General features: G+C 73.7%; 11 protein-coding genes. 2 read left to right on the top strand and 9 right to left on the bottom strand.

The window, feature by feature from the left end:
- Window positions 1-138 precede the first annotated feature (138 nt).
- Both ACZ6C6_RS25765 and ACZ6C6_RS25760 read right to left on the bottom strand, forming a co-directional pair.
- The gene (locus tag ACZ6C6_RS25765) at window positions 139-456 is read right to left on the bottom strand and encodes a type II toxin-antitoxin system PemK/MazF family toxin (protein WP_469205712.1); all 318 of its coding nucleotides are present in this window, start codon (window positions 454-456) and stop codon (window positions 139-141) included.
- The gene (locus tag ACZ6C6_RS25760; protein WP_469205711.1) at window positions 453-767 is read right to left on the bottom strand and encodes a hypothetical protein; all 315 of its coding nucleotides are present in this window, start codon (window positions 765-767) and stop codon (window positions 453-455) included. Before ACZ6C6_RS25760 ends, ACZ6C6_RS25765 begins: the two co-directional genes overlap by 4 nt.
- Window positions 768-796: 29 nt before the next feature.
- On the opposite strand from ACZ6C6_RS25760, the gene ACZ6C6_RS25755 reads away from it, so the two are divergent.
- Both ACZ6C6_RS25755 and ACZ6C6_RS25750 read left to right on the top strand, forming a co-directional pair.
- Complete coding sequence (locus tag ACZ6C6_RS25755) at window positions 797-1,243, top strand: hypothetical protein (protein ID WP_469205709.1); 447 nt, start codon at window positions 797-799, stop codon at window positions 1,241-1,243.
- Between the two features lie 96 nt (window positions 1,244-1,339).
- The gene (locus tag ACZ6C6_RS25750; protein WP_469205707.1) at window positions 1,340-1,603 is read left to right on the top strand and encodes a glutaminase; all 264 of its coding nucleotides are present in this window, start codon (window positions 1,340-1,342) and stop codon (window positions 1,601-1,603) included.
- 12 nt (window positions 1,604-1,615) lie between these two features.
- Here the strand turns inward: ACZ6C6_RS25750 and ACZ6C6_RS25745 are convergent, their stop codons facing one another.
- Genes ACZ6C6_RS25745 through ACZ6C6_RS25715 form a run of 7 tightly spaced genes read right to left on the bottom strand, consistent with a single transcriptional unit; the run spans window position 1,616 to window position 8,540 of the window.
- Window positions 1,616-2,845, bottom strand: coding sequence for a zinc ribbon domain-containing protein (locus ACZ6C6_RS25745; RefSeq protein WP_469205705.1), 1,230 nt, complete (start codon window positions 2,843-2,845; stop codon window positions 1,616-1,618).
- Window positions 2,842-3,384: a phage tail protein gene (locus ACZ6C6_RS25740; RefSeq protein ID WP_469205703.1), complete on the bottom strand. Its 543-nt coding sequence runs from the start codon at window positions 3,382-3,384 to the stop codon at window positions 2,842-2,844. The genes ACZ6C6_RS25745 and ACZ6C6_RS25740 overlap by 4 nt, the downstream gene beginning before the upstream one ends.
- A complete protein-coding gene (locus tag ACZ6C6_RS25735; RefSeq protein ID WP_469205702.1) occupies window positions 3,381-5,336 on the bottom strand; it encodes a putative baseplate assembly protein in 1,956 nt (651 codons plus the stop codon). The genes ACZ6C6_RS25740 and ACZ6C6_RS25735 overlap by 4 nt, the downstream gene beginning before the upstream one ends.
- Window positions 5,336-5,743 (bottom strand): GPW/gp25 family protein, encoded by a 408-nt coding sequence (locus ACZ6C6_RS25730; RefSeq protein WP_365678834.1) that lies wholly within the window; start codon window positions 5,741-5,743, stop codon window positions 5,336-5,338. The genes ACZ6C6_RS25735 and ACZ6C6_RS25730 overlap by 1 nt, the downstream gene beginning before the upstream one ends.
- Window positions 5,740-6,057 carry a PAAR domain-containing protein gene (locus ACZ6C6_RS25725; RefSeq protein WP_164401805.1) on the bottom strand — a complete coding sequence of 106 codons (318 nt, stop codon included), beginning with the start codon at window positions 6,055-6,057 and terminating at the stop codon, window positions 5,740-5,742. Before ACZ6C6_RS25725 ends, ACZ6C6_RS25730 begins: the two co-directional genes overlap by 4 nt.
- Before the next feature lie 27 nt (window positions 6,058-6,084).
- The gene (locus ACZ6C6_RS25720) at window positions 6,085-7,854 is read right to left on the bottom strand and encodes a VgrG-related protein (RefSeq protein WP_469205698.1); all 1,770 of its coding nucleotides are present in this window, start codon (window positions 7,852-7,854) and stop codon (window positions 6,085-6,087) included.
- The gene (locus ACZ6C6_RS25715) at window positions 7,851-8,540 is read right to left on the bottom strand and encodes a CIS tube protein (protein ID WP_365679422.1); all 690 of its coding nucleotides are present in this window, start codon (window positions 8,538-8,540) and stop codon (window positions 7,851-7,853) included. The genes ACZ6C6_RS25720 and ACZ6C6_RS25715 overlap by 4 nt, the downstream gene beginning before the upstream one ends.
- Between the last annotated feature and the right edge of the window lie 25 nt (window positions 8,541-8,565).

Genomic DNA, 8,565 nt, shown 5'->3' with positions numbered 1-8,565 from the left:
GACGGCCTCCACCACGCGGTCCAGGCCGTCGCCACCATGCACAACCTCGCCATGACACGGTGAAACAGCAGGTCAGCCACCACTCCGGCCTGCCCGAGCCCGACCTTCTGCAACACCCTTTAGCCTTCCGGGGGCGGCTCAGAGTGCGAGGACGTGCCGCAGCGCCGTGGCGACCTTCACCATCGTCTGGTTCGAGAGCGCGCCCAGGTCTCCTATGATCTCGTCCCTGTACATCGGGCCCAGGTCGTCGCAGAGCACGCGCCCCACGAGTGGTTCATCAGGTCCCAACTCCACGATGCTCGCCAGTTCAGGCTTCGCCGACGTAGTAATGCGCACGACCAGGACATCGTTGAGGGCGCGGTTACGAGCATTGTTCGAAACCACGAGCCACGGTTTGAAACCTGCGCCGAGGTCGGCGCGGTACACGCGGCCACGGATGGGAACGATCTCGCTCATTCACCGGTCCCGACTCGGCTCCGCCGACGGGCCCCGCGGGCCCGCACAGCTGCCTCGTAGGCCCGGTCCTCCTCGTCGTGGGCCGCCGCGAGAGCGGCGTAGCCGTTCTCCATGGCCTTCTCCTCCACCGCGTGACAGCCGGCGTGCAGCAGCGCACGAAGCACTTCGGCTTCGGACGTGTCGTCGTCCACTCTTATGCCCGTCACCTGCCACAGGGCTTGGTTCTCCGGAGCTCCGTGGAGCCGGAAACGCTGTATCGCGTTTTCGAGCAGCGCGTCCAGAGGGACACTTTTGCGGATCACAGCAGCCATGCATCACAGCATGCAGCACATAGTGCTGCATGTCAAAGGCTGGCGATGGCGGCCAGGCGCGCACTGAGGGGCGCTCGAACCACTGGAGCACCCCCGTCGCGGCGAAGCAGAGCGCGCCCGCGAGGGTGCCGGTGTTGGAGATCGCCAGGCTCACCGGGACGTATGCGCCGGGCGTGACCAGGTCCGCCAAGGCCGCGATCATGAACAGCACCGAGCCGGCCATGTTGACAGCGACGATCCACCAGCCGAGGTCGTGCGGGCGGACGCCCGTGGGCGCGTGGCAGACCTCGGCGAGGGCGAGCTGGCCGGAGATCAGGAAGAGCACGCAGCCGATCACGTCCGGCGCCCGCACCAGGCGGGCCGCCTGCTGGGTGCTGAGGCCCTGGAGGAACGAGTCCAGCAGGTTGAGCCCGAAGACCAGCGTGCCGGTGAGGATCAGGAACGCACTCAGCCGGTCGATGCGCATCGGCTCGTAGCTCCACCACCGCCACGCGGCCGTCTCAAGCCGGTACGCGCCGGGCGGGCGGCGCGGGGCGTTGACGGACTGGAGGAGTGACGCGTAACCCCCGAGGTTGAAGAAGAGGCTGCCGCCGAAGTACGTGGCCGATACGGCCGTCGCCGCCGCACCGGTGAGCGCGAGCGCCGCCCCGGCCACGAAGAGGAGGCGTCACCGTCACCCCGGCAAGGGCGGGCTCGGCATCTTCTCCCCCCGCCTGGACGCGGCGGGCAACAGCGTACGGGGGCAGCGGGTCGCCCACTTCCTGTCCGCGGCGCTGGGCATGGACCTGTTCGCGTCCAGGCCCCACGGGGCGGCCGGTCAACGGCCGCCCTCGTGACCGGGCTTCGGCTCAGGTCCGCTTGAAGTACTCGATCTCGCCCAGGGCGATCGGGTGTCCGCTGGCCTGGCCCGCCGCCTCGCGGATGGTGAAGCGGACCTTTACGACGTCGCTGATGCCCATCCGCAGGGTCTGCTCCCCCGGCTTGTCGGCCAGCGTCATCGTCTTCTCGTGGACCTTTCCGTCCTTCGTCGTGATGGTCAGGTCCGCCCGGGTCGGCCGGGCGCCCTTCTGGAAGACCTCCGCCTTCGCCGAGACGCCCGTGTGGACCGTGACGCCGACCAGCCGGAACGGGTCCTCGAACTCCGCCGTCAGCGCGTCGCCCGTCTTCGGGGCGCCCCAGTACGTGTTCGTGACACCGTCCACCGCCGCCTTGGCCGGGTGCCCCGGGGCGGAGGCGTTCGCGGAGACGTGGAGCGGGCTGACCTCGCCCGTGCCGCCGAGCTTGTCCCGGACGTCCTCCACGACGTAGCGGCCCGCCGGGATCAGCAGGAAGCCCGCGACCAGCAGGCCCGCGACCACGAGCGCGATGAGGCTGCCCCGCAGCAGCCTCCCCGAGCCCGCCCGCACCCGCCGGTTGAACGGCCACCGCGTCCGCCACCACGGCAGCGGGGCCGCCTGGTCCCGGGGCTTCAGGGGCTCGGCACAGTTCCGGCAGAACGTACGCCCCGGCCGGTTGTTCGCGCCGCACGAGGGACACGGCTCGCCGTCCGGTTCCTCGTCCGCCGCGGCCGTCCTGACGGTGGGCCGGGCGACGACGGGCACCCCGGGCAGCACCGCGCCGATGGGCTCCTCGTCCCGCTCCGGCTCCGCCGCCGGCGGTTCCGGCCGTGCCGGTCGCGCCGGTCGCACGGGGGCGGGCGCGGGGGGCCGCGGCGGGGCCGGGCGCGGGGCAGGGGCCGGTACGGGGGCCGGGTCCGGCTCCGGGGCGGGGGCCGGACGCGGTTCGGGCGCGGGGGCCGGACGCGGTTCGGGCGCGGGGGCCGAACGCGGCTCCGGGGCGGGGGCCGGACGCGGCTCCGGGGCGGGGGCCGGGGCCGGGGTCGGAGACGGTTCAGCAGGGGCCGGTTCCGGGGCCGGGGCCGGGGCCGGGGTCGGTTCCGCGTCCGGGGCCGGGTCCGCCGCCGGGCGCGACCCCCCGGGCCGTACCCGCGTCGACCAGCCCAGATACGTACCGCAGCTGCCGCAGAAGTCCTCGTCCTCCGCGTTCGCCGCACCGCAGGACGGGCACGGGCGGGTCATGAGGGGCTCCTGGTGATTTCGAGGCGGCAGGTCAGGTGGGCCGGGCAGGAGGCGCGGGCCACGGCGAGGACGCGGGGCTCGTCCAGGGGGCGGTCCGTGCGGATGCGGATCAGCAGTTCGCCCGTGGGGGCGGGCGGCAGGGGCGAGTCCGGTTCGGCGGACCAGGTGACGCCTCCGCCGTCCTGGATGTCCGCCTCCACGCCGAAGCACAGGCGCAGGTGGTCCGCCAGGCCCTGGCGGGTGCCGCGGCGGCGGTGGAGTTCGACGGCGCGGGCGACCGCGGCGCGGCGGCGGTCCTCCGGCCATGCCGGGTCGATCCCGGCACCGACCCAGGAGGAGAGCCAGGGGAGGAAGTCCGCGGGGGCCAGCGCCGGGTCGAAGTACGCCGGGAGGTTGTCGAGCGTGGACAGGACCGGGGCGAGGACCGTGTCGAGGCCCGCCGTGAAGCGCTGGGCCAGGTCGTCGTCCGCGTACAGGGCGGGCAGCAGCGCGCCGATCGGGTAGCGGCTGGGGAGGCCGGGGACGGCGGCCCTCGTCATGAGCGCTCCCCGGCGGCGGCGACCGAGACCTGGTGCTGATGGGAGAAGACGAGCGCGTTGGCCGCCACGTCGATGCGGTCCACCGCCCCGCCGCGCCTCCCGGTGAGGGGATCCGCCGGGAACAGGCGGACCTCCTCGACCAGGCGGACGCCGGGCACGTTCTGGAGGACGGCGAACACCTCGCCGTACTGCACGGGCCTGCCGAACGGCCAGCCGGTGCCGTCCGCGCCGCCCCTCAGCGGGTCGATGAGGCGGAAGAGCGCGTCGAGCGCGGCGGTCCGGACGCGGTCCGTGTCGCCCTCGTCCGCGACGAGCCCCGCGACGACGGTGACGCCCTGGTAGGCGGGGGGTTCGACCACCAGGCGGGTGCCGACGAGCCTGCGTTCGTCCAGGCGTCCGGCCACCGCCGCCAGCACGGAGTCCGGCGGGACCAGCTGCTCGAAACGGAGCCGCCCGCCCTCGTCGGGGACCGCGTCCGGCACGACCAGGACCCGGACCGCGCCGCCCTCGCCGGGGGCGGCGGGCAGGCAGCGGACGCGGCGCAGCGAGGGCGCGGCCTCGCGGGCGATGGCCTCGTGGTCCTCGGCGGTGACGGCCCGCTCCTGGACGCGGAGGATCTGCGGCGCGCGCAGCTTCGCGTTCTCGACGGTCTCGCCGTCCACCCCGCCGCGCGCCGCCTCGCGGTTGTCGACCCCGGCGACGTACGGGACGGAGCTGCGCAGGACCCGGATCGCGCCGCGCGCCACGTTCCCGGCGGCGCCGCCGCCCGTGCGGTAGCGGGCGAGGCGGATGTGGGCGCCCTTCGGCGGCACCGCCCCGTACGCCCGTATGGTGCCGTCCGCCTCGCGCACCTCGGGCGGGAAGGCGAACCGGCCCCCGACGGCGTCGATCCGCACGTGCCGGTCGCCCGGGCCGGACGCGCCGAAGTGCTCGACCGGGGTCCAGGACTGCCAGCCGCCGTCCGACGACACCTCCACGAGCGGCGGTTCGCCGTCGAGCAGGACGGGCGTCCGGGGCGCCGCGAAGGTCTGGCCCGCGACCCCCTCGGACGTGCCGAGCGGAACGTCGTACACGGTCTCCGCGTGCTCCACCCCGGCCGTGCCGCCGACGGTGAAGACCTCCGCCTCGCGGATCGTCGGGGACTCGGAGTAGAAGGGCTGGCCGGGGGCGGCCTCGGTGACCCGGCAGCGCAGCCAGCCCGCGCGGATGCCCGCGGTGACGGACTCGGTGTGCCCGGCGGGCACGAACACCGTGATCTCACCCGGCTTGTTGAGCCCGCCGGTGGAGTCGACGCCGGTCGCGCACGGCACCCAGCGGGCGCCGTCCCACGCCTCCCAGACCAGCGGCGGCTGCCGGGGGTCGACGCCGACGCCCTCCACCCGGCTGTCCAGGCGTACGGCGACGATGCAGCGCGGCACGGCGGTGGGCAGCCCGAACAGGAGGGCGTCGCCGGGCTGGGGCCGGGCCTGGAAGCAGGGGATGTCCCGGCCCTCGGCGAGCGGCCCGGTGCGGTCGGTCTGCTCGCCGGTCGCCGGGACCGTGACCAGGCGGACGAGGGAGCTCGGCACGATGGCCAGGTCCTCACCGGTCGAGAAGACGACCGCCTCCTCCGTCTCGCCGCGTGCGCTCGCCACCTCCGTACCGGCCGGGAGGCGCACCGTGTCCGGCTGCGGCGCGGACAGCCAGAAGTCGACGTCGGCGCGGGCGGCCGTCGGCGGGAACAGCTGGACGCCGAGCAGGTCCAGGAAGGCGAAGTAGTTGCGGTCGGGCACCCGGTTCAGCCGGTACAGCAGCTGGTCGACCATGTAGGCGAACGTCTCGATCAGCGTGACCCCGGGGTCCGACACGTTGTGGTCGGTCCACTCGGGCGAGCGCTGCTGGACGTACCGCTTGGCCTCGTCCACGAGCTGCTGGAAGCGGCGGTCGTCCAGATTGGGCGGGGTCAGGGACATCAGCGGGCTCCCGCCTCGGGGATCGTGTAGAAGGGGAAGACGAGGTTGCGCAGGTCGTTGGTGGACCGGACGGTGTAGTGCACGTCGATGTAGAGCGTGCCTTCCTCGACGGTGTCGTACGCGACGACCACGTCCCGGACCTCGATGCGCGGTTCCCAGCGCTCCAGGGACGTGCGCACCTCGTGGGCGATCCGCCCCGCCGTGGCACCGTCGCCGGGCGCGAAGACGTACTCGTGGATGCCGCAGCCGAATTCCGGCCGCATGGGGCGCTCGCCGGGCGCGGTGCCGAGGATCAGGCCGATGGCCTCCTCGATCTCCTGCTCGCGCTCGACCATGCCGATGCCGCCCGTGGCGGCCACGCGCAGCGGGAAGCCCCAGCCGCGCCCGATGAATCCGTGCTCGCTCATACCGGGCCCCCGATCAGGACGTTGGGCGCGCCCATGACGATCTTCGCACCGCAGGTCGTGGTGTCGCCCATGCGGGCGGCGGGCAGCCCGCCGATCAGGACCGCGCCGCCGACGGCCGCCGCCGGGTTCGGCATGACGACGTTCCCCGGGCCGAGCAGGGCGTGCGGGGGCACGACGCAGACGTGCAGGCTTCCGGTGACGGCGGCCGGCTTGCCGCCGATCAGCACGGTGGCGACGGCGACCGCGCCCGGGGGCGGGGTGCCGATGACGCCCCCGTGGACGGTGGGGTCGCCCGTACGGGCTGCCTGGGGCATGGCTGGTGATCTCCTCGGTGGGACGCGTCAGTTGATGCGGACGAGTGCGGCCTTCAGGACGGCGAGCAGGCCGCCGTCGACGGTGACGCCGGTCTTGCCGTTGATGGTCACCGACGCGCCCTTCACATGGACGTTCCCGGTGCCCGCGTCGAGCGTGATCCCGGTGCGGCCGAGCGACAGGGAGCTGAGGACCCGGGAGGTGCCGCGTGCGTACACCTTGAGCGCGATCTCGCCGCGCCGCTCGTCCAGCACGACCTCCAGCTGCTCGTCCCCGGTGGCCAGCCGGACGCCGGACGGGCCGCGCGGGGTGTCGAGCAGTTCGATGCGGTTGCCCGAACGGGACACCAGGGAGCGGCGGTTGACCTTGCCGCTGGTCGGGTCCACGAGCGGGACGTCGTGCGGGGACGGCTTGTCGCGACCGTTGTAGAGCCCGCCGAGCACGTACGGGGCGTCGATCAGACCCTGTTCGAAGCCGACCAGCACCTCGTCGTTGACCTCGGGGCTGAAGACCCCGCCGCCGCCCTGGCCGCCCCACTGGACCGTACGGACCCAGTCCGTTACGTAAAGGTCGTCCAGCCAGGGGAACTTGAGCTTCACCGAGCCGCTTTCCTTGCCCCGGCCCTCGCGGATGTCGGTGACGACGCCGATCGCGAGGCCCGGCATGCGGGGGCCGGGGACGGGCGCGCCCGGCCCGCCGGTGAGGCCGCTCAGCGAGCGGTCCGGGTCGGTGCTGACCAGGACGGTCGTGCGGTAGCCGCTCTGCGGGTCCAGGGTGTGGTGGGCGGCGGTCGCGGTGTAGCGCCCGGCGAAGGCGGGGCCGACGTTGCCGAGGGCGACCGGTTCGCCCGCGCGGAGCTTCGGGTTGCCCTCCGCGACCGCCTCGATCTCGCCGAAGCCGGAGGCGACCCGTCCGGCGACGGCACCGGCGACCGCGCGGGCCTCGGCCTGGGTGCGGTACGGGGTGTCGGCGACGGTCATCCGGGCGTTCTTGCCGAACAGGGCGGCGGGCGTGGACGGGTTGGTGCCCGGGGTGACGGTCTCGGAGCGGATGGACTGCTCGCGGGCGACCACCCGGACCTTGTTCTCCACGTCCCAGCCGCGCACCTCGACGCTGTCCGCCCCGTCCGCCGCGGTCAGCACGGCCCGGAGCGCCAGCAGGTTGCGGCCGTACTCCAGGACCATCGGGTGCTTGGACGCGGAGGTGGACGGGGACGGCGCCGAGGAGGCGGGCTTCGGCTTCACGAACTGGAGCATGCCCTTCTCGTCCACCCGGACATGCGCCCCGCACTCCCCCGCGAGGTACTGGAGGAAGTCCCAGTCCGAGATGTTCGGCTGGGTCAGCTGCTTGTACATCACCGGGGCCGCCTCGACCTTCCCGCACGGCAGCCCGGCCCCGGCGGCGACCTTGCGGACGATGTCGGCGGCCTTCATGTTCCGGTACGCGACGACCTTGCGGCCGCGCCGCAGCCGGTGCGCCTTGGAGAGCGCGCGGACCACGGTGAACGAGCCGGTGGTGTCGCTGTCCAGCTCCAGCGCGGTCACCTCGCCCGTGAACAGCCGCTCGCGCGCCCGTTCCTGGACGGTGACCACGGAGATCTTCAGCTCGGTGCCGATCGTGATCCCGGTGGCGGTGAGCAGCGTGTGATACGGGTCGCGGTAGGTCAGGACGGCGCTGTCGGGCAGCCCGATGTTCTCGTCCACCTCGCAGCTCACCAGCTGGGCGGCCCACGCCTGGGGCAGCTCGGCGGGCGCCTCCACGATGGGGTCGGCGGCGAAGGAGCGGGCGGGGCCGGTCATCGGGCCGCCTCCGCCACGCCGTCCTCGGCCGCACCGTCCTCCAGCGCGGGCACCAGGAGTTCGCTGCCCGGGGGCAGGTGCATGGGGTCGTCGATGCCGTTCGCCTCCGCGATCGTCCGCCAGGCCGTGGCGTCGCCGTACTCCCGCCAGGCGAGCAGCGGCAGGCTGTCCCCGGCGACGACCGTGTGCGTACGCCGTGCCTCCCGCGAGCCGGACGTCGGGTTCTGGCCCGCCGGGTCGACGCTCGCCTCCTCGATGGAGAGCGAGCAGGTGGCGCGCAGCGGCTTCCCGTCCACGTCGAACAGCGTGTACGAGACGGAGAGGCTGGAGAGCACCCCGTCGAACGACGTCGTCCGGGACGTCCCCCAGTCGAAGCGCACCCAGGGGCTCGACGGCTTCTTCCGGCCCAGGCTGCTCGGCGTCGGCACGCAGGCCGTCATCAGCTGCTCGACCGCCTTCTCCACGGAGTTGTCGTGCGTGGCGGTGGCGTCCAGGAACACGTCCATCGAGAGCGAGCGCGGTCCGCTGCCCACGAACTCGGGCAGCGCGGACTCCCCCGCCGTCCGGGACGGGGTGCGGCGCCACTCGGTGGACTTGCGCAGCGAGAGCGTCGCCGGGTTGAACTGGAGCGTCAGCAGGGCGAGGGTCCCGCCCGGCTTGGCGCCGACGTCGGACGGCGGCTCCATGATCGTCAGTTGTGCGCGGGCACGG

The organism is Streptomyces sp. NPDC041814 (genome assembly GCF_055590565.1).
This window is presented reverse-complemented; position numbering and strand designations above follow the sequence as displayed.